Below are 23932 nucleotides of genomic sequence, written 5' to 3' on the forward strand. Positions count from 1 at the left end.
GTCGGTAAAATTAAGATAACTCTATCAATTTACAAGGCATACCGGCCTTTTTGCCGCTTGTGCTACCGAATCAGTGCTTCTTTGTAGGCCGGCTTGTCACGGTAGCTTTCAAACTCCATGTCGCTGATGGCTTTTTGCATGTAGGTATTGTCGGCGTTCACGGCGCGGCGCAGTCCCTGCTCCAGCATTGCCTCATTCTGGGTGCGGGCTCCGATGATGGCAAGGCTATAGTAGGCCAGTGCATCGTCCGGCTTTTGCTCCAGCGCCTTCAGGTAAAACTCCTCGGCTCCTTCGTAGTTCTCCTTCAGCAGGTAGCTCAGGCCCAGGTTCATGTTGGTCTGGTAGCTGTCGCCGGCGTAGCGCAGGCTCGCGATGGCGTCGTCGTACCTGCCCGTTTCGATCTCCAGGGCCGCCTTATCCGCGAAAATGGGCTGCAGCATTGCTTCCTCACCGCCTAAGGTGACGGCGTAGTTATAGTACTCCAGGGCCTGCTCATACTTGCCCAACTGGTGGTAGGCGCTGGCCAGGCTGTAGTATACTTCGGCGGTGGGGTTGCGGTAGCCGGCGAAGGTCAGGTTATGGATGGCTTTCTCGAGTAAGGCCTTCTTGGCTGCCGGGCGGTAATCCTTACGGGCCATTTCGTTATACACCACACCCAGGTTATAGTAGGCCGGCCATTTATCCGTGGTTTTAACAGCGGCCTCATACAGCTTTCGTTTCTCGGCCAGGATAGGCGTGAGGGTGGCGGCATGTTGTAATTCTTCTTCCGATAGCACGTCGGCGTCTACCTCCTCGTTGGCGATGCGCTGGGCCAGCAGGTATAGCTCATAGTCGGGGCGGCGACTGCGATTGTAGTTGAAGGCTACCTGAGCGGTCTGCAGGCTTGGGTACACATACTTTTGCAAGTATGAATAGGCCTCCGTTTGCTCCAGCGCCTGCAGCTTCTCCTGCTCGCTCTGCTCCCCTTGAAGTATAGCCAGCACCTCCTGTTTCTGCGCCTTCGGCAGGGCAGTGGTCTCCAGCTTCTGCACCAGCACCGGTACAAGGTCTTCCTGCACCTCGGTGGTAATATTTACTTTCTTACCACTGTAGTCCAGGGCTTTGGTTTTCTGGCGGTAGTACTGCTCCAGCGTTTGAGCGCGCTTGCGGGCCAGGTTGTTGCTTTTCTCACCCGGCGCGCGCATGCCTGTTATCGTGATATGTTGGGATGGCACGTTATCCAGTGCATACTTGTCGAGCACCTTTAGCTTTTCGTCCGACAGGTCGTCCAGCTTCGACTGGTTCTTCTCGAAGTAAAAGATGAGTTTGCCAGAGCTGTCGGCTTTTTCCGCATACTGATCAGCTGTAAACGTGAAGTCGTTGTTGCGCACCAGCAGCAGGGGAGTGGTGTTGAGGCCGGTAGCTACCTGTTTTGGGTCGGTATAGGCAATATCGTTGTCTTTCTTGTCGATGGCGCGGCCCTGTACTATCAGGCGGCCGGTTGATTTCTCGGGTGCGTAAGGGAAGGAGAGTTGCCTGGTGATGGTCGGCTTCTTATCCTCATACACAAATTCGCCGAACTCAAAGTTGTAGGTGCCGATATTCTCCCGCTTCTGGTTTCCGTATTCATAGAACACGTCCAGCTTGTACACTTCTTTTTCCCGGATCAGCTTTTCGGGAACTTGGGCCTTTAGTTCGAAGTTTACCTGCTCGCCGTTAGTTGCCAGCGGCGAAGGCTCAACTGTTACCTGCTGGTGTTTTTCAGCGGTTTTTACCATACGCTGCAGGGTGCAGCCGGAGGCGCCTACGCCAACGCTGAGGGTGAGAAGAAGGAAGAGGTTGCGGTTTTTTTTGTACTCTTGCATGTCCTGTTTTTTTCGCTTGCCGTAAATTAGGGTACACCACAAATTATGTTTTCACGTTTATGGTTATACTTCCGGGCATCGCTTTATTTTGATTTTTCGGGAACGAAGTATAATTTAGAACTTTAATCAGATGATCATGAAACGGCTTCAGTACTTTATCGAATCACAGGCGTTTGGCGTATGCGCGATGCTTGGAGAGAAGCTGGGCTTTGCCTCCAGTAGCATCCGCCTCACGTTCATCTATGTGTCTTTCCTTACCATGGGCTCACCGGTTATTCTTTACCTAATGCTGGCCTTCTGGATGAATGTGAGCAAGCACCTCCGCCGCGAGCGCAGCACGGTTTGGGACCTATAGCTCCTGCACCGTCCGCTTTTGCCGGATAAAATATTGCCACACGATACTGCCCTTGTAAACGCCGCTGATGTACGGGAAATTGCCCTTGGGCTGCTGCTCCTTCCTGCGGCGGCGCCAGTAGGCGTGGTGACGGACCAGGTCAGCATGAGCATCCAGCACCGCCCGCGCATCTTTGGACTGGCCAGCCACTAACATACGGAAAGCAGCCACCCAATCGAGGAGCACACGCAGCAGCAGGGCCATTCCCAACTCTCTGGAGGGGATGTTCTTGAAGAGCAGCGCCAGCCCGTTGCGGAAGTTCAGGTACGTTTTACGCGGGTTAGACTTGTGCAGAGTGCCACCCCCTACATGGTATACGCGGCTGTGGCCATTGTACATCACTCTAAAGCCCGCATTCTTGGCACGCCAGCAGAAGTCGATTTCCTCCATGTGGGCGAAAAACGCTGGCTCCAGTCCCCCCAGCTGCTTGTAGATATCGGTTCTAACAAACATACAGGCCCCGGTGGCCCAGAACACTTCCTGCACATCGTCATACTGCCCCTTGTCCTCTTCCAGCGTCTCGAACAGGCGGCCACGGCAGTAGGGGTAGGCCAGCACATCCAGCATGCCGCCGCCCGCTCCGGCATACTCAAAGAAGCCCGGGTGCTGCTGCGCCAGGATCTTGGGCTGGCACACGGCTATACGTTGGTCCTGCTCCATTAGTCCGATGATTGGCTCAGTCCAGCCCGGAGGCACCTCCACGTCAGAGTTTAGCAGCACGCAGTACGTGGCGTCTATCTGCGCCAGCGCCTTGTTATAACCCTCGCAAAAGCCGAAGTTTTCGGACAGCAGGATGAGGCGCACCTGCGGGAAGTGCTCCTGCAGAAAAGGAATGGAGCCATCGGTGGAGGCGTTATCAGCCACAATGATCTCTGCATGGCCGCTATTGGCCACCACCGATGGCAGGAACTGTTGTAAATGCTTCAGGCCGTTCCAGTTAAGTATGACAACGGCCGTGTGCGGGTGTTTATAGTCCAAAGCTGCCGAGGTCTAGTCCGGGAATGTTCGGGATAAGGCCTTCAGTAGATTTACGCAACTCCTCCTGGGCGCGCTCACCGGCGGTCAGCATGGCGTTATTTACAGCGGCAACGACTAGATCGTTCACCATTTCGCGGTCATCCGCGTTCAGGATCGACTCATCGATCTCTATTTTCAGGAGCTGGCGCTGTCCGTTCACAGTAGCCTTCACCAGGCCTGCACCCGACTCTGCGGTTACGCTTACGTCCTTCAGTTTCTCCTGCGCTTCCTTCATTTTGGCCTGGGCTTCTTTAATCTTGCCCATCATGCCCATCATATCAAACATAGTTTATTTTTTATAGGGTAGTATTAGATAACGTTGCGTTAGCCTTTATACTTACAAATATACGATCATTCTTAAATCATACATGCAGATATGCTTTCCAGTCCGGCTCTTGCAGGTGTTTTTGGCCCGGAAGGATTGCTCCTGTGCCCGTCTAGTATGATAGTTTCCTTATACGTTGTAAATAGTGATATTCTAAAGATATATATAAACCTATAAGCCGATGTTTTACGTATAGGTTTGTACTTTTATTTTGTGCAATTCTTTCTACCTGAGGCAAGTATACCTGGCCTACAGCCCAATCAGTCTCTCCCTTCACCCTTATAGCGCCCCACTGCTTTGCCTGTTGGCAAAGAGATACTCTATGCTATTAATACATGTTACCTTAAAGTACAGATTGTTATGATTAAAAAATTACACTCTTTCACAGTACCAAGTTCTTTCTCTGTTTATCTCTTCCTGCAGATTTTCCTGGGCGGAGTAGTATGGTTTGATGCTTCGGCCCAGGAGGTGGCGGAAGTATGGTCACAGCGTTTTGATGCCCAGGGGCCCGGCAATGAGACTTTACAGGCCTCGGTGCTGGACGAAGCGGGAAACCTCTACCTGACGGGCACCAGCTACACTACTGATACCCAGCACAACAGCGAGATCGTAACAGCCAAGTATGCCCCGTCGGGGGAGCTGCTCTGGACGAACCGATTCGTGATGCCCTATGACACCAACGCCGTCGTCTTCAGCGAAGAAGCCCGTGCCATTGCGCTGGATGAGGCGGGAGGTGTTTACGTAGCCGGTGTATTGCGTAACACAAGCTCCACCCGCAATGGCAGTATCCTCACCTTCAGGCTTAATGCAGAAGACGGCGCCCAGACGTGGCATGCAGTACACGGACAGGGTAATTACGGAACCTCGTCTCTTATGGAGCCTGCTGCTCTCGCCGTTGATAAACAGGGCGGCCTTTACGTGACGGGGGTAACTGACAACAGCGCCGGGGCGTACGGCTTCGATTACATCACATTGAAATATAGCACGGCAAGTGGAGAACAAGCGTGGGTGCAAACTTACAACGGTGCGCGTAACCACAATGATGAAGCCCGCGCTATTGCCGTAGACGGCAAGGGAGGTGTGTATGTAACCGGAACCAGCCTGGTAGACATCGACATGTGGGGGTCGAGGTATGCCTATGTTACGTTGAAGTATAATGGAGCGGATGGCACCCAGGTATGGAGGGCACAGTATGCCGAAGGAGTGGGAGTCCTGAATGATCCCAAAGCGATAGTGTTGGACGGCATGGGGGGCGTATACGTAGCGGGTACCAGCCAGGGAGACGGAAAAGACTTTGCCACCGTGAAGTATGCTGAAGCTACCGGTACAGAGCTTTGGGCCGCTCGGTACAGTAGAAGCATGGGGGATGATGAGGTGAGCGATCTGGCTGTTGACGGTGCCGGTGGGGTATACGTGACGGGCAGGAGTGCCGGCACCTCCACCTTGACGGATTTCACTACCGTGAGCTACCAGGCGCAGGACGGGCAGCAGGCATGGGTGAAACATTACGCCGACAGCCAGGGCCGGACAAGTATTGCCCGGTCCATAGCTGTGGGTGAGCGCGGTGAGGTGTACGTGACCGGGCAAAGTTACGGGCATAACAGTATTGCCAGCCTGGTAACGCTTGCCTACCATAGTGCCGATGGAGCTGAAAAGTGGAGGGCCGAACAAAGTGACCTGAGCAGTCCGGGTGACAGAAGCTTTGTATTGGTTGGGGCCAACGGCAAAGTATACGCGGTAGGGTCGGCATATAAAACAGCGACGCGGGATAATGATTTCATCCTCTCGCAGTACAGCGCCTCGGAGGGTGCCCAGTTGTGGACCACCCGTTTCGAAGGCCTGTCAAGTACAGACGATGCAGGTCTGGCAGTGGCTGTAGATGCGGAGGGGAATACGTATGTGACGGGTATTACCCACTCGCTTGGCAAACTGACAGGGGGTGTGGTGGTAAAGTATGCTCCTTCTGGGGAACGGCTCTGGGTAAGGCAATACGATGAGGAGAAAATAGAACGGTTTGATGCCATTGCCCTGGACAACGCCGGTGGCGTGTATGTGGCTGGAACGGCAGGCCAGTACGATTACCTGACCATGAAACTGAAGGCGGAAGATGGGGCAGTAGTCTGGATGGCTACTTATGACGGTGGGGCAAATGAATTCGACATTGCCAAGTCAGTCGTTGTGGACGCGGCAGGCGGTGTTTATGTGACAGGTACTAGCTACAGCCAGGGCACGGCAAGAGACTACGCCACCATCAAGTATAACGCCTCGGATGGAGCGCAGGTGTGGGTGGCGCGCTACGACGGGCAGCACGGCGACGACGAGGCAGTCGACATGGCACTGGACGGACGGGGTGGCCTGTATGTAACCGGTCTGAGTCATGGCCAGAGCATCGATTTTGCCACCATTAAGTACGATGTTGCCACCGGGGCACAGCTATGGACCAGCCGCTACGATGGTACATCGCAGGGAGAAGATATTGGTAGGGATATTACGATTGACGCAGCAGGGAACGTGTATGTGACCGGAGAAAGTGTAGGAGGTGACGGAACGCGGGATTACGCGACGGTAAAGTATGATGCAGCAGACGGAACACAGCGTTGGGTAGCGCTATATGAAGGCAATGGCGGACAAGACTATCCCCGCGCCGTGGCAGCAGATAAGGCGGGCGGGGTTTATGTAACGGGTTTCAGCGCCGCGGACTATACCAACCAGGCCTTCACCTACGCAACAGTGAAGATGAATGCGGAGGATGGCACCCTGGTATGGTCGTCCTCTTATGGCGCGCAGTACAAGGATGGGCGTGCACAGGCACTGGAGCTGGACAGGTCCGGGAACGTTTATGTGGCTGGTAGTCTGGCAGGTGCCGGCGGGCCGGGCCGGGGAAGTACAGGAGTCCTTTTGAAGTATAGCGGTAAGGATGGTGCTACACTCTGGCAGATGGCAAGCAACGGGTACGATGAGGAGTTTACCGCCATGGCATTGGATGCGCAGGGAAGTGTCATCGTAACGGGCAGGAGCTTCTCCAACTACACCGGCAACGACATCCTGACCGTTAAGTACAGCCAGGAAGACCTGAGCCCTTGCAACACACCCGTGCAGGTGCAGCTGTACCTGCCGCCTACAGCCAGCCGGGTGGGGCACCAGGTGCGCACCACCGCCGACTTCGGTCCGTTTATACTAACCGAGGATACCGGCATTCGCTGGACCTGGGGAGACGGCAGCACGCCAAGCATTTCCTATACCGCCTTCGGCACGCAGCGCATCACCGGTCAGCATACGTACCATCAGCCCGGCGTCTATCGTATCGGGCTCGATTTCTCCGAAAGCTGTTTAAAGCCAGAAAACGCCGATTATGAGCAATGGCTACCGGTATATGACCCGGAGGCCGGCTTTGTGACCGGGGCAGGATCACTTGCTTTCGCCTCGGCGCCTTACGCGCTGGCACAGGCAGGAGGAGAGCTTCACTATAACTTCAACCTCCGTTACAGCGGAAAGTCTGCCTCTACTCCGCAGGGCCATACGTCACTCGTCCTAAACAATCGGGAGCGGTTCAGCAGCAGCAGAATGGAGTGGCTGGTTATCAGCGGTGACCAAGCCATATGGAAAGGGGAAGGCACCCTGAACGGAAAGGGACACTATGGGTTTATCGCCTCAGCCGCAGATGCTGGTGGTCGGGGTGTAAATGATCAGGGCGATGGGCTGCGCATCAGGATCTGGGACTTGAGCCGTGGCAACGCCATTGTTTTTGATAACTATCAAGAAGGCGGCGAGATGCTGGATATGGCTTCTGTAGTGCCTCCCATCTCTAGAGGGCAGGTTCTCATCAACAATCGAGTAACACACGCAAATAAGGCTGCAACGGAGGCTGGTAAGCTACTTGCTTATCCGAATACCTTTTCCGATAAAACAACGATCTCGTTTACACTCGACTATGAGCAGGAGTATGTGCTAGAAGTATATGACCTGAACGGGGTCCCGGTGGGGCGAATAGGAGCAGGCAAGGCGGAGGCAGGAAAGGAAGTAAGGTATGAGTTGAAGGGGGCCGGACTGAAAGCAGGGATTTATGTCGTCAGGTTGGTCACCGACACGGGTGCGCAAAGTATAAAAGTCATACTGCGGCGCTAACCATAGGATTGATTTGAACAAGGAAGGAGTCTCAGAAGGGCTCCTTCCTTGTTTCTAACGCAGCAACGTTATCGTGCCGGTTCGTTGCTTGGTGGTGCCGAAGCTGGTCTTCAGCGTCAGGAGGTAGGCATAGGCGCCGGCAGGCAGTTCGCGGCCGCTTTGGGTGCCGTCCCAGGCTGCATCTGCCTCTGAGCCCTCGTACACTACGTTGCCGGAGCGGTTGTAGACCCGCAAGGTATAGCCGCTGAAGAACTTCCCTTTGATCTCGAACACATCGTTCAGGCCATCCCCGTTGGGCGTGAAGGCGCTCGGGATATATACCAGCGCCTGCTGCTCTACCTCTACCAGGTTAGAGTAGGAAACGTTTGTGCCATTTTGAGAAGTGGCGCGGATGCGGTAGCGCAGCACAGGCAAGTCGTTGCTCAGGGTTACATCGGTGTAGCTACGGCCGGTGGCAGGGTAACTTGTCACCACATTGCCGCTCTCGTCCAGCAGTTCCACCGTATACTGGCCCACACCATCCGGGAAGCCGCTGAAGGCAGACCACGTAAGCTCTATACTTCCGTCTGTTTGCTGCTCGGCCGCAAGTATAACCGGACAGGTAACATTGCTGACAGGCGAGGTGTTGCCGCATAGGTTAGTGAAGGTGCTGCGGTAGCAAACAGGCTGTCGAGTTATACTTTCATCTAGTATACTTGTCTGTTGTGCCTGGGTCAGTTGCTGGTAAGCAGCACCGTTTATGCTACGCTCAATGCTTGCCACGCGCAGCTGTTCGCCCTCCGGCAGCTGCAGCGTCAGCTCTACCTGGTTGTTTAGGTTAAAGCTGGAGAGCAGGTAGGGGGCAGCTGGTATAAGGGTGGAGGTAACCTCCGCAGCCAGGGTGGCGGACACGGAAGTATAGCGATCGCCCTGGGGGTCTGTGCCCGTGCCCACCACATAGTAGCTATAGGTCTGGCTGCAGGTAACTTCGGTGTCGGTATAGGAGGTGGCGGAGCCGGATAGGGTTTGCAATAAAGTGCCGTTGCGGTATACTTCAAAGGCGGTGAAATCGGGTGAGAACTCCCAGTTCAGGTCTACCTGTTGCTCGTTTGTCTGTACATTAAGCGAGATGCCGCTGACCACGTTGGTATTCCTGAAAACGGTACCACAGGCATCTACAGGACGCACCAGGTACCAAGTGCCTTCGGAGGTATTTACGCCGCTGATGGTTTGGGTGAGGGTGCTGTTGTTTATATTCTGTATGAAGTATATCTCTCTGTAAAGCTCCCTGAAATCGCCGGTGAACTGCTCCACCACGTACGCGTATCCCGGCTCCAGCCTCGACAGTTCCAGCTGTATACTTCCGTTTTCTCCCTGCTCCAGCACCGTCACCTTATCTATCTGGGTCGGGTTGTCCTCGTCCAGCACGGGTAGGGTGGCGACCGTTTGGGTGCTGGAATTGCTGCAGGCGATGCCTTGGTAGCTGCCCGTAAGCGTGACGGTGAAATTTCCCTGCGTAGAGTAGATGTGGGTGATGGTGGTGCTGCCGTCCGTCTCCTCTATCGTGCCATCGCCAAAGTCGAACGCATAGACATCATATGCAGGATCGGAAATAGTAAAGGAAACGACCCCGCTGGCGCAGCTCTGGGAGGTAAAGACCGGCTCGGGAGCGGCTTTTACCTCAAATACCTTTGATATAGTGTCGGTTGAGGTGTTGCTGCCATAGTTGGCGATCTGAAGGACTTTATACCTGCCGGGCGCTGTATAGGTATGCTTCTTGTTTGGAGAAGAAGGCGTGGGGATGGGGGACTCTCCTTTGTAATCAAAGATATAGTACTCCTTGTCGTCATCAGCCTTGTCGTAGCAATCCTTGAAGGTTACTTCCTGCCCCACACAAAGCACCTGCAGCTCCTTCCCCGCTGCATCAAGCGCTGTAATGCACCTATCTCCTTGCTGTGCCCAGGCAGCAGTGGCTAAAAGTATAAACCATATGGAAAGCAGGTATCTCAAGCTGATCTTTTCTAATGCCTTTACGATCAAATTAATAAAAGTACAGCATAAAAGTTTGGCAGCCGCTAAAAGAAAAGCCTTTGCCACGGCCATGGCAAAGGCTTTTTATACTTTAAAAGTATGATTTACAACGAATAACCCCTCAGGAAGCTGATGCTCTGCCTAATGTCGTGGTGCAGCACGCGGTCTGTGGAAACGAACGGCACCTGCTCGCGGTAGGCTTTCACCAACTGCTCCAGCGGCTCCGAGGATTGAAGCGGCCTGCGGAAGTCCAGCGCCTGGGCTGCATTCATCAGCTCAATGGCCAGCACGCGCTCCGTGTTGTGCACCACCTGGTATGCCTTAGTGGCGGCATTGGCGCCCATACTGACATGATCCTCCTGGTTATGCGAGGAGGGGATGGTATCCACTGAAGCCGGCGTGCAAAGTTGCTTGCTCTGGCTTACGATAGAGGCGGCCGTGTACTGGCTGATCATGAAACCGGAATTAAGCCCCGGCTCCGCCACCAGAAATGCTGGCAGGCCACGCTGCCCGGAGATGAGTTGGTAGGTTCTACGCTCGGAGATGCTACCCAGCTCGGCCACGGCAATCGCCATAAAGTCGAGCGCCAGCGCCAAAGGTTGGCCATGGAAGTTTCCGCCAGAGATAATTTCATCTTCCTCCGGAAAAATATTCGGGTTATCGGTTACGGAGTTGATTTCCGTCAGAAACACCTGCTCCACGTAGCTGAGAGCATCTTTACTGGCCCCGTGTACCTGCGGAATGCAGCGGAAAGAGTAGGGGTCCTGCACGTGCTGCTTCTCCTGCACGATGAGCTGGCTTCCGGATAACAGGTCTCGCATCACCTCCGCCGTCTGCAGTTGCCCCTGGTGCGGCCGTACCTGGTGTATGAGTTGGTTGAATGGTTCTATGCGCCCGTCATAGGCATCCAGCGACAAGGCACTTACCAGGTCTGCCTGCTGCACAAGGCGTTTGGCCATAAGCAGGTTATACGCCCCGTAGGCGCTCATAAACTGCGTCCCGTTCAGCAGGGCAAGGCCTTCTTTGGCCTTCAGGGCGATAGGCTCCCAGCTAAACATCTCCAGCACATGGCGGCTCTCCAGCTTCATTCCCTGGAAGTATACCTCGCCTAGGCCCAGCAGGGGCAGGCACAGGTGCGCCAGCGGAGCCAGGTCACCACTGGCGCCCAGGGAGCCCTGCTGGTATACCACCGGGTATACTTCACGGTTATAGAAGTCGATCAGGCGCTTAACCGTCTGCAGCTGCACGCCGCTGTGCCCGTAGGCCAGCGACTGTACCTTGAGCAGCAGCATCAATTTTACAATTTCCTGCGGTACCTCCTCGCCCGTACCGCAGGCGTGCGACATCATAAGGTTTCGCTGCAGCTGCTCCAGGTCGGCAGGAGAGATCTTCTTGTCGTAGAGCGATCCGAAGCCGGTGTTGATGCCGTAGATGCTGCGGTTTGTTCCCGTGATCTTCTGCTGCAGGTACTCGTGGCAGCGGATAATGCGCTCCTCCGCCTCCTCCGACAGTGCCAGCGTATGATTCTCTTTTAGGATCTTGCCAATTAGCTCCAGCGTCAGGTGTTGGCTGGAGATGAGGTGTACCTGGGACATGTCTTTTATGTAAGATGGGTGATGATTTCCTCAACTGTCAGGTCATGTTGCTCGCCTTGGCGCATGTCGCGGAGCTTCAGTTTGCCCGTTTCCATCTCCTCGGAGCCGATCAGGATCACGTACGGAATGCTCTTCTGGTCTGCATAACTCAGCTGCTTTTTCAGCTTGGCCGCCTCGGGGTACAACTCTGCGCTGATGCCGGCATCGCGCAGTTGCTGCAGCACCGGTAGTGCATACATTTCGGATTCCTTATCAAACTGTACGATCAGGGCCGTGGTGCTTTGCTGGCTGCTCTCCGGGAACAGCTGCAACTCTTCTAGCACATCATATATACGGTCTACGCCAAACGAGAAGCCCACACCCGATACGCCCGGCAAGCCGAACATGCCCGTCAGGTTATCATAACGGCCGCCGCCGCTGATGCTGCCCATACTGACGTTGTTTACCTTCACCTCAAAAATGCAGCCGGTGTAGTAGGAGAGGCCACGGGCCAGGGTTACGTCCAGCATCAGGCGCGGTTCTCCGGATGGGTTATTGGCTGAAAGTGCCTTGCTCTGCAGCCCCTGCAGGTATTGCCATACTTGGCGCAGGTCGTTTAGGCCGCGCTCGCCTTCGGCTGTAGTGCCAAGTATACTTTGTAGTTGCTCCAGCTTCTCCTCGTTGTTGCCGGTCAGGTCGTAGAGTGGCTCCAGTTTGCCAACAGCTCCTTCGGCAATGCCACGCTCCAACAGCTCCTTGCGCACGCCCTCGCGGCCAATCTTGTCCAGCTTGTCAATGGCGACGCAAATGTCGCCCTCGCGTCCTTTCTCTCCAATGGCCTCGGCTATACCGGCCAGCACACCGCGGTGGTTCATCTTGATGGTGAAATCCGTCAGCCCCAGGTCTGTCAGCACGCCGTTGATCATCTGCACGATCTCGGCCTCGCATAGCAGTGAGTTTGTACCCACCACATCGGCATCGCACTGGTAGAACTCGCGGTAGCGCCCTTTCTGCGGACGGTCGGCCCGCCACACCGGCTGAATTTGGTAGCGTTTAAAGGGAAAGGTGATTTCGTTGCGGTTCATCACCACAAACCGTGCGAACGGCACGGTCAGGTCGTAACGGAGGGCTTTCTCAGAGATCTTGCGCGTCAGGTGCTTAGAGCCCTGCTCTATGTCCTCCTGTTTTGTCTTGGCCAGGAAATCCCCGGAATTAAGGATCTTGAAGATCAGCTGGTCGCCCTCATCGCCATACTTGCCCGTCAGCACCGACAGCTGCTCCATGGCAGGCGTCTCGAGTGGCAGGTAGCCAAACTTTTCGAAGGTGCGCTTGATGACGCCAAAAATATAGTTTCGCTTGGCCACGACAGCCGGGCCAAAATCTCGTGTTCCTTTCGGTATGGATGGTTTCTCTTTGCTCATGCTCATGCAGGTTTGCCGGCGAAGTTACTAAAAGTGGAGCAAAGGTGGGAGGGAACCTGTGTCTAAGGTTGCAGAAGAATTAAATCAGCTAATCTGTACTTCTAAAAAGCAGCCTTATCGCCTCGCATAACATTGTAAACAGTGTAGAAGATAATCTTGAGGTCCAGCCAGAAAGACCAGTTCTCCAGGTAGAAGATGTCGAGTTTTACACGGCCCCTGATCTGATAGGAATAAGTCGTATCTCCCCGATACCCGCGCACCTGAGAAAGGCCCGTAATGCCTGGCTTTATAAAGTGGCGAACCATGTACTTGTCTGCCACCTGCGCGTATTCTTCGCCCAACTTCAACATGTGTGGCCGCGGACCTACAATGGACATGTGACCAAGAAAGACATTGAAGAATTGCGGCAGCTCATCTATACTCGTCTTCCTAATGAAAGCACCTACCCTGGTGATTCGGGAGTCGCCCCTTTTGGCCAGAAGCTTGTTCGCATCTTTGTTGATATACATGCTTCGTAGCTTATAGCACTCAAAATTCTTATTGTCAATGCCGGATCTGATCTGCTTGAAAAAGACAGGGCCCTTCGAGTCTAATTTAATGGCTATCGCGATGATCGGCAGGAGCCAGGATAAGACGAATATGATAACAAAAAGGGAGAAGAATATATCAAAAGCTCTCTTTATGAACTTGTTGATGGCATCATCCAGAGGGATGTTACGTACCATCAGCACGGGAAGTACGTCGTAAAAGTCCACTTTCAGCTTCTGGTTAGCGTTGCTGTTCAGCTCAGGAAGAAACTTTATGCGTACAAGGTTGTCATCCGCAAAATTAAGCAGCTGCGTTATCTCTTTCTTCTCTAACTCAAAGGGGCAGCAGTAAATCTCGTCTATCTCATTGAAGGTAGCAAATTCCTTTATGTCAGAGATTTTACCTATTACGTTGTTAGATGGGACTTCTTTGTTACTGAAGAACCCTAGGAACTTGTAGCCAAAGTCGGGGTTAGCCTTAATGAACGACTCTAGTTCTAGCGCCATCTCATTATGGCCAGCTACAACCACTTTGCGCAGATTATAGCCTTTTCTTCTGTAAATCCGCAGGGCTGTGGTAACGGAAATCCGCCATAAAATCACAAAGCCTGCTAAGGTAGCATAATGGGAGAGGAGGAATGACCTTGTTATAGCCTCGAAACCAGAAATATTCAGACCAGCCTCTATAAGTAATATGTAAAGAAGGACAGCCTTTAGTGCAGTAACAGCGACTTTAAACCGTGTAGTAACGCGGTAAATCTTGTATGTGCCAAGTAAGCTAGTACATATAAACCAGCTTCCTAAGGCAAATGCTACAGCATACAAAAAAGGAGGTTGAGCTCTATCTGAGTCACCAAAGCTATAGGCAATAGCCAGTGATGCCGTGATTGCACCAATATCACCTATTGTATGTACTAGCTTAATATATTTTGAGTAATAACTGGCCATTTTGTGTGTCCTTGTAGACAGGTGCGAATATAGTAAGTTCTATCGGAGGACTCTAATTCTTTGAGCCTGCTATATTCAATAATAGATGTATAGTATAAACTATTTCATTTTTCATTCACCGAATGCTGGTCAGCGGAGAACAATAGAAGCAGTGAAGTTAATGGTGATCCTCAACAAAGCGCTTTATCTTTTCTTTAAAAGCCTCTGTGCTAAATCTCTCCGCGTTTTGCCTGATCTCAGATGAATTGTACCCGGAAGAATTACCTTCAAATGCTGCAAGCGCCTCGGTCAGCGAGTTTATACTTTGCTCTTGATATAAGATACCGGTGCGCCCGTTCACTACTGTTTCACAGGCGCCGCCTTTACCAAAAGCAATAACAGGCGTACCGCAGGCTTGAGCCTCTACAGGTATAATGCCAAAATCTTCCTCTGCCGCGAAAATAAATGCCTTAGCGCGCTGCATGTGGTCCTTTAGTACTTCGAAGGGCTGAAAACCCATCAAGATAACGTTGCTGGTTGCTTTTGCCTTGATTTTATTAAAATCCGGTCCATCGCCAATTACAATTAACTTCTTGTCTGGTAAATGGGCAAAAGTCTCAACAATGAGGTCTACTTTCTTGTAGGGCACCAGTCTGGAGGCCGTCAGGTAGAAATCATGTTTCTCCGAGAGTACACTAAAGCTCCCCACATCAACAGGCGGATAAATAACGCTAGCCTCTCTGTTGTACACCTTCTTGAGCCGGTGGGCGATATAGGCAGAGTTGGCAATAAAATAATCAGGGCGGTTTGCTGTGGTGTAATCCCACAACCTGATGTAATGTAGCATGATCTTAGCAACAAAGCCCTTCAAGCCCCTGTTCAGGCCAGCCTCTCTCTGGTATTGATGGTACAGGTCCCAAGCATAGCGGATAGGGGAATGGCAGTAGCAAATGTGCAACTGGCCTGCGTTGGTAATCACACCCTTGGCCACTGCATGACTACTGGAGATTACCACATCATAAGCCGATACATCCAGCTGTTCTATGGCTAAGGGCATCAAAGCCAGGTAATTTCTGTAGTGCTTGCGGGCGAATGGCAGTTTCTGGATAAAAGTGGTGGTGGCTTTCTTATGTAGTATATGCTTTCTGAGATCCTGAGGCATGAAATCAATCACGGAGAAAAGATCTGCTTCAGGATAAAGGTACAGCAACTGTTCTACCACTCTTTCAGAGCCGGCATAGTCTACAAACCACTCATGTACTATGGCTACTTTCACTGAATACAGTTTTAATTATTACCTCCATAACGTCAGGTATAAAGATGGGTGACACCAGAGTTAGGATAACTTTGTACAATATTAGCTAATTTAATAAAATGCACGACTATTTATCGGAGGGCACAAGCTGCGTATAACTTCTGTTTAGAGGTTTAGCAAGGTTTTTCTGGTCTATTAAATAAGTGGTAAAAGCAGAATAGAAGAAAGCAAAAGTTGCAACTCCCCAATACCTGGACAGGACCACTTCTGTTAGAAAAGCAAGTATAAATATGAAATAAAAGGCGGCGAATAAAGGCTTCTTAGCCTTTACAGCCAAGTATACGGGAAAGAGCAACAAGTACAGAAATAACAGCAGACCTATTACTCCCACAGCCATTGTTACATGCAGATACTGATTGTGCGGGTTAAACTCAAAGAAGTGCTCCGGAAGTGCCCAATTCTCGTACACCTTGTCTAACTCTGCCTGAATGTCTCCAATACCGACCCCTGTAAGTGGATGTTCCTGAATGATCGATAAACTGGCCCTGTAGATCGTTACCCTCTCGGAGACTCCGTAGCCCGCCGAAGTAATAGCCGCAAATCTCTCCTGGAAATGAGCATAATTTTTAAATGTTAAACCAATAACTATGACCAGCATCGCAAGAAAGGTTATGTACATCCCTACCTTCTTCTGTTTAGCTAATCTAAAATAAAGGTAGGCGACCAAAAGAAACAGGTTGCAGAACAGGGCGGTTCTGGATGATAGTACAAGTATAAACATACTAAAGTATAAACACAGCACTAAATCAGCCTTGAAGAAACGTACTCTGCTATTGTTTATGAGCAGGATGCTGAGGTTTGCCAGTACAAGCAGCAAGGATAGGTAAGGCGCATGAATCCGGTCTGAGAGCTGGTGTGGCAAATGTTGAGTTGAAAAGTGCTCTGTTGGTAACGTGTAGAATTGATAAGCTTCAACGATGCTCACCAAAGTAAATAACAGACAACTGATAACATACAACCTAAGAATTCCACTGACATCGCTGGTGTTTAAATTGGTACTTCCAATGACCAAAGGAAGTATGAGAAGCAGAAGCTCTTTCTCAAGGTAAGGCAGGCCATTGTGCTGAGAGTAGAGTAGGCTTAATGCCAGCAACAAGAATAAAAGAGAAAGTAAGAGAACTGCTTTATGTTCTAACAAACGTTCCTTTTTTTCCTTCAACGAGGTAGAAAAAAATAATAAAATGGTGTAAGCACCAAGTATACCAATACTTATGGTACGACTAAAGAGAACTGACCCGATAAACAAACCCAACAGGACTACCTTTAGGTTGTATTGCTGTAGCCCAGCGTGTTTGCTCCCCAAACTAAAATTTAGTAATGGCATGATATAATTTCGTTGCAGAGGTTGTCCAGCTATACTCCTTACACTTTCCCAGTCCCCTCTCAGACAGGTTACTCAATAGTTCGGGATCGTTCAGGAGGTTTGATATGCTTAAAGATATTTTATTGACATCGTTTGGATCTACATAACAAGCAGCTTCTCCACACACCTCTTTAGTGGCAGCAATATCGGACGTGAGCACAGGTGTTCCCATAGCCATTGCCTCTATGTTAGGTAAGCCAAAGCCCTCATAAAGCGACAGGTAAGCAAAAAGCTTTGCATGAGCATATAAGTCAGGTAATTCATTATCGGATACCCTTCCTAATAGCTTAATGCGGCTATCTTGTTGAATGATGTCTTGTAGGTCGGTTTTGGCAAAAGCGGTACTTTGGCCGCCAATAATGTAGAGGCTGTGATCCGTAACACCTGAATTTGTAAAACCTAAGATCAGGTTCCGCAGATTTTTTCTGGGATCTAGTGAACTCACCGTCAAGATATATTTGTCTTCTGCCTTTGCACTCTTTGTTTGTACAGGCTGAAACCTATCGGAAACGGCATTATATATAACCTCAACGTTTCCGGGGGCTAATTTAAATTTTTTTATTAGCTCTTCCTTAACTGCGTCGCTAACCGTAAAAACCAGCCTGGCAGCCTTTACTATAATTGGAGTTAGAAAACGGTAATAAGTACGGTATAGAAGAGAGAACCACTTCGGGTTGTGAAACACAGCTAAATCATGAATAGTAACGACATTGTTGCTGTAGAACAGCGGAGCCGAGTTCGCCAGATTGACCAGGATCGGATTCCCCTGAGAGCGGAGGAATTGCATCAGATCGAGCTGCTCCCATAAGTGTCCTGTGTGTTTCCCGATAACAATAACCCCTAGCTCAGAAGCTAAATCTTTGTGCAGCATGTTTGGTGGAGATACAAAGCAAATCTCTGAAGCTGGAACAAGCTGCTTCAGTTGTTTCGAAACCTCAATGGCAAAACGCTGAACACCAGTTATGTTCTGTGTTAGAAATCTAGCGTTAATGATAAGCTTATTCAATTGTGTTTAATTGTATCTCATGACCTCCTTTGGGGAAGCGTAAAACTAAGTATTTATATAAGGTATAAATAATTATAAATATGACTAGTGGGACAAAAAAACGAGTGTTATACAAATTCACAAACCTCGCTAACTCTAATATTACGGTTACCAGATTGGGGTAAAGGCAAAGCGCTATTAGGCTACCTTTTTGTATGGACCTAAAGGACTTGAAGAAAGCAACAAACAAAAGCACAAATGCGAATATACTAAAGAAACCAAAATCAGTATAAAACATATTTAAGCCCCCCGCATTTGTGAAATCTACCCATCTGAACTCTCCGTAATCTACCTCTGGCTGCTCCATATCAATGGGTGCGATCCTGCTTATTATTCGCTCGAATGGGTAGAGGTAATGGTGTGTGGTGAAGGCTAAGTCATGCGTGATGGAATAGTAAAACTTATTAGCAGTGTCAGCATAATAAGCAAAAAAGCGCTCTAAGGTCCATGATAGGGCAAACCAGGGGTTTACCTCTCCTCCGCTTAATATGTATTGGTTGTAGAACTGTCTGCTAAGCTCTAGTACCATGAAGAACAAGAGGAGTAGAGAAAAATACTTTAAAATTTTAGTTACATAAAGCTTCCTCTCTGAAGCCAGAAAGTAAGTGACGAAAACCGGCACCAGAAATTCCAGGAACGCCACTCTTTCAGCCATCAAAACGGATCTTATCAATAAAACGAACCCTAAGACGAGCAGTACAAGCTTGTGCTTTTTCTTTTGACGGTAAGAGTAGTATATATAAGGGGGTAGGAAAAACATATAAGTTTGAGACAGTATATTAATCCCGCCAAAGGCTTCTATGGATTCTTTAGCACTGAGGATATTCCCGTTATAAGCAGCAAAAGCATGTAGAACTATCAAGATGTTCATTAGTAATGCGACTAAGAGCCCAGCTTTACATAACCAAATAAACTGGTAAGGTATATAAGGTTTGGAGCTGAGCTTATTGGGTGCAAAACTAATTTTTGATAGATAATAGGAGAGTATAACCAGAAGAGCAACGAAAGAACTGATCAGCAGGTGAACGGAAGGGGAGAACACCTTGGTATACCTGAAGTGAATGGAAGGATACAGATATGGAACAGTAAACAGGAAAACAAACCCTACTGCATACAATACAGGATGTGAAAAGTTTATTTTTATAGGTACTCTCATTCCAGCTTACTCCTTAATTAATTTTTGTGCCAGCTCCTTCCAGTCCAGTACGTTTGAGTTGTCTACCTCATCATGCAGGAAACCAAGGGCATTCTCAAGAGAAGTTTGTATCGTAGCTGCATTTCCAGGCGTGTAATAGAAAGCATGTTTCCTGTTTGTCTTTAAGAAGCTTGGTGCAACAATCGGTAACTGGCAGTAAGTATACTGATGCACTTTGAGGGTATCAGTAAACGCTTCTGCTCCTCTTGCCCTGTGTAATGTATGAAGGCCTACATCGGCGTATTTGATGTAGCCTACTGTTTCATAGAAGGGCATCTCTCCATAGGCTATAATGTTCGGATGTTTGGGCAAACCTTGTATAGGACCGATAATATGAAACTTTGCATCTGGAAACAAAGTGGAGGCGGTTTCGAGGAAGTCTCTATCGAAGTATGCATTTCCAATAAAGACTAAGTTGGTTGATCCTGCTGGATAGGGGTTTACATGTGGCTGATCATAAGTTTGCTTATCTATCCCATGATAATGCAGCCGGACATTCTTTTGTTTAAAAAGATTAAAAAAATGAGCGCTGACTATACTTACCACGTCAAAGGAGGGAAGCACTTTTGCTTCATATTTAATCAGCGCTGGATGGACCTGTAGAAAGCGAAGGTCATCTGAGACCCTATATATGTACTTTGCACCTGGATTCAGCTTTTTAACCTTATCGAAGAGCAATAGGCCTGGAGTGCTTTCAAACACGATATAAGAGCTGCTCTTAATAAAGGAAAGAGCCTCTTTGGCTATTGGGAAATTAGCATAATAAGGTACTATAGCAGCGGTAAGAGCATTGGTCAACCTGAAGCGCGTGTTTGCAACATGCCATGGTGTATAATGGACGTAGCTATGCAAGCCTCCCTTTGCTATCATTTGGTTTGCCTCTTCCTTGATAGCATACTGCGTGATATGATCTCCCTTAAGCTGATGTAATTTGCTAACTGGGGCAGTAAAGAAAAGTACTTCATATCCCAACTCCTCATATGCTTTTGCCAGATGATGAAAACCCGCTTTCCTTTTCGAACTTACATAATGTCCTGTTATTAATGTAATTCTAGGCATGGTTGTCTTAGTAAGCTCTGATTTCATAGATGTTCAAGTATAAAAGTCTTCGATGGCAGAGAGAGTCTACTGCGGCATCGAAGACCTTCGCTGCATTATACTAAACCTCTGCTTCAGAAGTGAGTGTCTAGAAATTAAATTTCTCTTTCAACGAAGAAAGCTTTTTGCGCAGATGTATGCTAGTTTCGTATTCATCATGCCTCTTCGGAGCTGCTTGCATAATTTCTTCGAACTCTTCAGGGGTAAATTCTAGCTTTTTCAAAATGAACTCCTTCTCTTGTGTCAGGTCCTCAACAGTGTACAGCGGCTTAGCAAGTTCCTCTCTAGCCTGCTCTAAGGTAATCTCTTCGTTCCGTATAAGAGCGGATAGGTGCGACTTTCGCTTATCAATATTGAATTTCTGGGGCAGAATATAAGCCTGGTAAAATTTTGTAAACCATGATTCATAGTGCTTTCCACCATAATACCTCCATCCATATTCCTTCTCCAGAACCTCCATCGCCTCCAGCTTTTTATAGTTTATTATATTCAGAGGCTCCAGGAAATCCAGCTTGTGCAGTATCTTGTACAGGAATGATTTGTAAATACCTATCGTAGGAAAGGTTTTGAGCGGTTGTCTTCCAAACAATTTATGGATGTGTTGAATATTTTTAAGGTCAACTTTCTGCCATACCCAGGCGGAAGGCAAGCCATGTTCGGTAGCATAATTTGTTCCGGAAAGTATACACTTAATATTATTCTCCTTCGCTAACCTGTACATTGATGCTACAATAGCATGATCTGTTAACATCTCAATATCTACAACAGAAGCCTTGATGAAAGATCTTTGTAAATCTTTAAATTCCTCCCAGTCAATAACATATGTTTGCAAGTCAAAGCCGGTCTTGTCCAGAATTTTGTTAATGTTGGAAACAGCTAGTTCTGAGTTCCATCCATTATCAAAGTGCACAACAAGGGGGGTTAGCTTCCATTTGTAAGCCAAGTGGGCGACATAAGAACTGTCTACTCCTCCACTGATGCCAATAAGGCAATCGTACTTTCCTTTTCTGTTTGCTTTGATGTGTTGTAGCAGGCGCCCGATGTTCGCTCCTATTTGCTCATCTGTGTACCTGTATTTAGGGAGAGTTTCTTCTGCCTCAAGGCAATAATTGCAAATACCTCCAGAGTTAAAATGTATATCCGGATCCGTGGAATCCATCAGGCATTTTACACAAGTGACTACTTCTCTCTTCATGTTAATTAAGAATTTCCTCGAGTTGTTGATAATTCGGGTAGTTGATAAGTACGCCTTTGTTGCCACCCTGGTAAACGAAAAGGCTTCCGGCAGCGGCTGCAGAAGCACCGGAATATTTAACAACGCGTTCTATGTCCTCTAGCTTTGAGGCACCTCCGCATGCTATTACAGGTACTTTTACTGCATCGGTTATCTTTTTTATCAATTCATAGTCATACCCAGCTAGCATTCCATCCCTATCGACAGCGTTAAGCAGGATTTCTCCCGCGCCCCGGCTTTCTAGGGAGAGAGCGTACTCAATCGGATCCAGCTTGGTAGTGTCTCTTGTTTTAGAATTAAAAACTCGCAGCTTTCTAAACAGGTTCATCTTTACATCCATAGAGCCAACGATTGTAGAGCTCCCAAATAATTTTACGGCTTCAGAAATCAAGCCTGGATTTGTAAAGTTCACAGAGTTAAGGGAGACTTTCTCAATGCCTATGCGCAATAGTTTCCTGATTTCATCTGTTTTTGTGATGCCTCCACCATAGCACAAGGGGATAAAGCATTCTGTGGCAATATCCTTAAGAAAACTAAAGTTAGGGCCTCTTTGCTCCTTACTTGCAGTGATGTCGAGAAACATAAGTTCATCAACCTCTTTTTCATTGTATATCTTAACTGCATTGATAGGATCTCCGATATAGGTTGGTGACCCAAACTTTTTTGTTTTAACTAACCCCCCTCCACCTTTGAGGAGTAAACAGGGGATTACTCTAGCTTTTAACACAAGTTAATTGTTTTACGAGGTTCTTGAAAAGCAACATCCCAAATTTATGGCTTTTCTCAGGATGAAACTGGAACCCAACTATATTTTCTTTTCTGATGCCTGAACTAAAGTTAATGCCGTAGTTGGTGGAGCATAGCTCATGTGATGAATCTTCAAGTTTAGCGTAATAGCTATGTACGAAGTAGTAGCGTAGTTCCGGAGCCCCTATGTCAAGAAGTGAATTATCCGTCTGTGAGGCATGGATTAGGTTCCAACCCATATGCGGGACACGGAGGCGAGAGGCGTTGGCATCAAAATTAAACTTCTTACATTCCCCCGATACCCACCCAAGGCCTGCCTTTTCTCCTTCTTCGCTGCCATTTAAAAGCAACTGCATCCCTAAGCAAATTCCCACGAGAGGTGTTTTCTCCACCAGCACCTTCTTTTCAAGAATAGGAATCAGGTTCAGCTTCTCAAGATTGCTCATGCCATCATCGAAAGAACCTACACCTGGCAGGAAGAGCAAGTCGGCTGCATTTAATTCTTCAGGGCGATTGGTGATAGTACAGTTATAACCAACCCGCTTAAGCATGTTTTGAATCGAACCGGAATTACCTAAACCATAGTCTATGATACAGATTGTTGAATGCTTCATGTGTCAGGTAGCTATATTAGATACTTAAATAGGGCGTAATTAATTTGTTCTCTTCGTTTGCCCAGGACAACTTATTGTTGTGTTGCGTTATGAGAGATTTCACCCCGTCTATATCCTCCTTGGAGATACGGTTGATTAAGTCCTTAAATTCACAGGCTTTAACATCAACAGTCCAACCACACTTGGCTTCTTCTATAAACTGTGCCATGTCTGGAAAGTTGCTCACAATGGAGGGGATGCCCGCTAAATAGTACTCATACAATTTGTTGGGCATACAGTAATAATAACTAAGGCAAATGTTTTCGATCAATGCTATTCCAACATCAGCACTACAGGAGTAAGATAATACCTCATTAGGAGGAACAGCCGGCACATAATGTATATTTTGAAATTTTTTAGAGAAATCTCTTACTTCGTTCTCAAGCTCCCCATAGCCCATAATAATCAAGTGTTTGTTTGGGTCAACGCCACTAAAGGCCTCTAAAAGTATGGGAATCCCCCTTCCTGAGAAAAGCCCACCTTGATAGATGAACTTTATGGCATTACTATCTAAGCCAAGCAGAACAGAGAATTTGTTACTAGCCGGAGGAGCTTCGAAGGCTTTTGGGATATTCTTCACAACCGAAACCTTTTCATCAGATAGGGCATACCGTTTTAGATACCAAAGTTTGATGTTATCTGAAACTACAAATACATGATGTGTTTTATGTATAAAGATCCGTTCTACCACTCTGTAAATTTTCTGAGCTAATCGTTTCAGACCCTTCTTTTCAGTCTCCAGTTCATGCGGATCATAAATAAGCTTTGATCCAGATAGGAAACTAAGCCAGTAGGATAGGGGTAAATCGTTAACACTATGGGAATTAACGACCTTTACTGGGTGTCGAAGAACGAAGTATGAGGCCTTTAGTATATATTGGGTCAGAAACAAAAGTTTTAATATTATACCTTTCTGTAAACCAAAGTTGAAAAAGGCTGGTCTCCAAACCTTTCTTTTTTCATCAATGATTTCCCACTCAGGCAAAGAGTCCCCTGGAAGCGCAAGAATAACAACTTCATCAATAATGTTATGGTTGATGAGCGATTCTGTTATTTTTAAGATTCGGCTTTCGAACTTAAACTGTGAAGGGTAAATATGTATGTTAAGCTTTTTCATG

18 protein-coding genes are annotated in these 23932 nt (G+C 48.6%); 2 read left to right on the plus strand and 16 right to left on the minus strand.

What is annotated here, in order from left to right:
- Positions 1 to 62: 62 nt before the first annotated feature.
- A complete protein-coding gene (locus OH144_RS05340) occupies positions 63 to 1844 on the minus strand; it encodes a tetratricopeptide repeat protein (RefSeq protein WP_266205267.1) in 1782 nt (593 codons plus the stop codon).
- 136 nt (positions 1845 to 1980) lie between these two features.
- Here OH144_RS05340 and OH144_RS05345 point away from each other — a divergent pair, with 136 nt between their 5' ends.
- Positions 1981 to 2199: a PspC domain-containing protein gene (locus OH144_RS05345; protein WP_266205268.1), complete on the plus strand. Its 219-nt coding sequence runs from the start codon at positions 1981 to 1983 to the stop codon at positions 2197 to 2199.
- On the opposite strand, the gene OH144_RS05350 is transcribed toward OH144_RS05345, so the two are convergent.
- Together OH144_RS05350 and OH144_RS05355 are read right to left on the minus strand one after the other, a co-directional pair.
- On the minus strand, positions 2194 to 3216 hold the full coding sequence (locus OH144_RS05350) for a glycosyltransferase family 2 protein (RefSeq protein WP_266205269.1): 1023 nt from the start codon (positions 3214 to 3216) through the stop codon (positions 2194 to 2196). The two genes, OH144_RS05345 and OH144_RS05350, sit on opposite strands and share 6 nt — an antisense overlap.
- Entirely contained in the window at positions 3206 to 3541 is a 336-nt protein-coding gene (locus OH144_RS05355) for a YbaB/EbfC family nucleoid-associated protein (RefSeq protein ID WP_266205270.1), read from the minus strand. The genes OH144_RS05350 and OH144_RS05355 overlap by 11 nt, the downstream gene beginning before the upstream one ends.
- Positions 3542 to 3940: 399 nt before the next feature.
- Between OH144_RS05355 and OH144_RS05360 the strand changes: the two genes are divergently transcribed.
- Positions 3941 to 7705 (plus strand): SBBP repeat-containing protein, encoded by a 3765-nt coding sequence (locus tag OH144_RS05360; protein ID WP_266205271.1) that lies wholly within the window; start codon positions 3941 to 3943, stop codon positions 7703 to 7705.
- A gap of 54 nt (positions 7706 to 7759) precedes the next feature.
- Here OH144_RS05360 and OH144_RS05365 read toward each other — a convergent pair whose 3' ends face one another.
- The 13 genes from OH144_RS05365 to OH144_RS05425 form a co-directional block, all read right to left on the minus strand.
- Positions 7760 to 9694 (minus strand): gliding motility-associated C-terminal domain-containing protein, encoded by a 1935-nt coding sequence (locus OH144_RS05365; protein WP_266205272.1) that lies wholly within the window; start codon positions 9692 to 9694, stop codon positions 7760 to 7762.
- Positions 9695 to 9819: 125 nt separating this feature from the next.
- Positions 9820 to 11310 carry a histidine ammonia-lyase gene (gene hutH, locus OH144_RS05370; RefSeq protein ID WP_266205273.1) on the minus strand — a complete coding sequence of 497 codons (1491 nt, stop codon included), beginning with the start codon at positions 11308 to 11310 and terminating at the stop codon, positions 9820 to 9822.
- Positions 11311 to 11315: 5 nt separating this feature from the next.
- Complete coding sequence (gene hisS / locus OH144_RS05375; protein ID WP_266205274.1) at positions 11316 to 12710, minus strand: histidine--tRNA ligase; 1395 nt, start codon at positions 12708 to 12710, stop codon at positions 11316 to 11318.
- Positions 12711 to 12811: 101 nt separating this feature from the next.
- Entirely contained in the window at positions 12812 to 14185 is a 1374-nt protein-coding gene (locus tag OH144_RS05380; RefSeq protein ID WP_266205275.1) for an undecaprenyl-phosphate glucose phosphotransferase, read from the minus strand.
- Between the two features lie 157 nt (positions 14186 to 14342).
- Positions 14343 to 15440 (minus strand): glycosyltransferase family 4 protein, encoded by a 1098-nt coding sequence (locus OH144_RS05385; RefSeq protein WP_266205276.1) that lies wholly within the window; start codon positions 15438 to 15440, stop codon positions 14343 to 14345.
- A gap of 106 nt (positions 15441 to 15546) precedes the next feature.
- Positions 15547 to 16803: an O-antigen ligase family protein gene (locus OH144_RS05390; RefSeq protein WP_266205277.1), complete on the minus strand. Its 1257-nt coding sequence runs from the start codon at positions 16801 to 16803 to the stop codon at positions 15547 to 15549.
- Positions 16784 to 17848, minus strand: coding sequence for a glycosyltransferase family 4 protein (locus OH144_RS05395; protein WP_266205278.1), 1065 nt, complete (start codon positions 17846 to 17848; stop codon positions 16784 to 16786). Before OH144_RS05395 ends, OH144_RS05390 begins: the two co-directional genes overlap by 20 nt.
- Positions 17841 to 19043 (minus strand): O-antigen polymerase, encoded by a 1203-nt coding sequence (locus OH144_RS05400; protein ID WP_266205279.1) that lies wholly within the window; start codon positions 19041 to 19043, stop codon positions 17841 to 17843. Before OH144_RS05400 ends, OH144_RS05395 begins: the two co-directional genes overlap by 8 nt.
- Positions 19044 to 19049: 6 nt before the next feature.
- Complete coding sequence (locus tag OH144_RS05405; RefSeq protein ID WP_266205280.1) at positions 19050 to 20168, minus strand: GumK N-terminal domain-containing glycosyltransferase; 1119 nt, start codon at positions 20166 to 20168, stop codon at positions 19050 to 19052.
- A gap of 100 nt (positions 20169 to 20268) precedes the next feature.
- A complete protein-coding gene (locus tag OH144_RS05410; protein ID WP_266205281.1) occupies positions 20269 to 21375 on the minus strand; it encodes an N-acetyl sugar amidotransferase in 1107 nt (368 codons plus the stop codon).
- A 1-nt stretch (position 21376) separates the two neighbouring features.
- Complete coding sequence (locus OH144_RS05415; RefSeq protein WP_266205282.1) at positions 21377 to 22141, minus strand: AglZ/HisF2 family acetamidino modification protein; 765 nt, start codon at positions 22139 to 22141, stop codon at positions 21377 to 21379.
- Positions 22128 to 22775 carry an imidazole glycerol phosphate synthase subunit HisH gene (gene hisH, locus OH144_RS05420; RefSeq protein WP_266205283.1) on the minus strand — a complete coding sequence of 216 codons (648 nt, stop codon included), beginning with the start codon at positions 22773 to 22775 and terminating at the stop codon, positions 22128 to 22130. The genes OH144_RS05415 and hisH overlap by 14 nt, the downstream gene beginning before the upstream one ends.
- Positions 22776 to 22791: 16 nt before the next feature.
- Positions 22792 to 23931, minus strand: a complete 1140-nt coding sequence (locus OH144_RS05425) for a glycosyltransferase (protein WP_266205284.1) — start codon at positions 23929 to 23931, stop codon at positions 22792 to 22794.
- Position 23932 lies beyond the last annotated feature (1 nt).

The organism is Pontibacter kalidii (assembly GCF_026278245.1).
GTDB classification, from domain to species: domain Bacteria; phylum Bacteroidota; class Bacteroidia; order Cytophagales; family Hymenobacteraceae; genus Pontibacter; species Pontibacter kalidii.

Bases quoted from the DNA above. Each gene is read 5' to 3' on its own strand.
- OH144_RS05340 (WP_266205267.1), bottom strand. From the start codon at position 1,844: ATGCAAGAGTACAAAAAAAACCGCAACCTCTTCCTTCTTCTCACCCTC.
- OH144_RS05345 (WP_266205268.1), top strand. From the start codon at position 1,981: ATGAAACGGCTTCAGTACTTTATCGAATCACAGGCGTTTGGCGTATGC.
- OH144_RS05355 (WP_266205270.1), bottom strand. From the start codon at position 3,541: ATGTTTGATATGATGGGCATGATGGGCAAGATTAAAGAAGCCCAGGCC.
- OH144_RS05360 (WP_266205271.1), top strand. From the start codon at position 3,941: ATGATTAAAAAATTACACTCTTTCACAGTACCAAGTTCTTTCTCTGTT.
- hutH (WP_266205273.1), bottom strand. From the start codon at position 11,310: ATGTCCCAGGTACACCTCATCTCCAGCCAACACCTGACGCTGGAGCTA.
- hisS (WP_266205274.1), bottom strand. From the start codon at position 12,710: ATGAGCAAAGAGAAACCATCCATACCGAAAGGAACACGAGATTTTGGC.
- OH144_RS05380 (WP_266205275.1), bottom strand. From the start codon at position 14,185: ATGGCCAGTTATTACTCAAAATATATTAAGCTAGTACATACAATAGGT.
- OH144_RS05390 (WP_266205277.1), bottom strand. From the start codon at position 16,803: ATGCCATTACTAAATTTTAGTTTGGGGAGCAAACACGCTGGGCTACAG.
- OH144_RS05400 (WP_266205279.1), bottom strand. From the start codon at position 19,043: ATGAGAGTACCTATAAAAATAAACTTTTCACATCCTGTATTGTATGCA.
- OH144_RS05405 (WP_266205280.1), bottom strand. From the start codon at position 20,168: ATGAAATCAGAGCTTACTAAGACAACCATGCCTAGAATTACATTAATA.
- OH144_RS05410 (WP_266205281.1), bottom strand. From the start codon at position 21,375: ATGAAGAGAGAAGTAGTCACTTGTGTAAAATGCCTGATGGATTCCACG.
- hisH (WP_266205283.1), bottom strand. From the start codon at position 22,775: ATGAAGCATTCAACAATCTGTATCATAGACTATGGTTTAGGTAATTCC.
- OH144_RS05425 (WP_266205284.1), bottom strand. From the start codon at position 23,931: ATGAAAAAGCTTAACATACATATTTACCCTTCACAGTTTAAGTTCGAA.